Here is a 585-nt window from a genome sequence, read left to right on the forward strand (position 1 = left end):
ATCCCTCTTGAAGCTTATGAGTATATCGTCAATGGTAAACCCGCTCTTGAATGGGTTATGGGGCGTCAATGCGTTAAGACTGATAAAAAGAGTGGCATTGTGAATGATGCTAATCGCTATGCTGTTGAAACCATTGGCAACCCTGCCTACCCTCTAGAGTTATTTCAAAGGGTTATTACCGTAAGTTTAGAAACAATGAAAATCGTGAGAAACTTACCAAAATTAGAAATTAGAGAAAAAGTACCTAATATTGTCACACGTAAAGCTATAAAGGAATTAAGTGAAGGAAAAGGTAAGACATTTAAAAACGCTGATGCCCTTTTTAAGGATTTAGGCATTTAATATGCTAATACTTGTTCGCTTAAGACAATTTAAACGTGACGTGCGTAAGGCGGAATAGCGCGGTAAAAATATGAATAAGCTGCTAATTGAAGAAAAACCATTACCAAGACAAAATCTAAATATCAAAGTAATTTTTGGCAATCCCCCTTATTCGGTAGGACAAAAAAGTGAAAATGATAATGCGAAGAATACTCCCTATCCGATATTAGATGATCGCATTCGTGAAACCTATGCTACTCAATC

1 pseudogene is annotated in these 585 nt (G+C 36.2%); it reads left to right on the top strand.

The features are described 5' to 3' along the window. Window positions 1–237, top strand: a pseudogene (locus MCY_RS09725) (type ISP restriction/modification enzyme); the annotation flags it as partial. Between the last annotated feature and the right edge of the window lie 348 nt (window positions 238–585).

This window comes from Bartonella rattimassiliensis 15908 (assembly GCF_000278215.1).
Classification (GTDB): Bacteria; Pseudomonadota; Alphaproteobacteria; order Rhizobiales; family Rhizobiaceae; genus Bartonella; species Bartonella rattimassiliensis.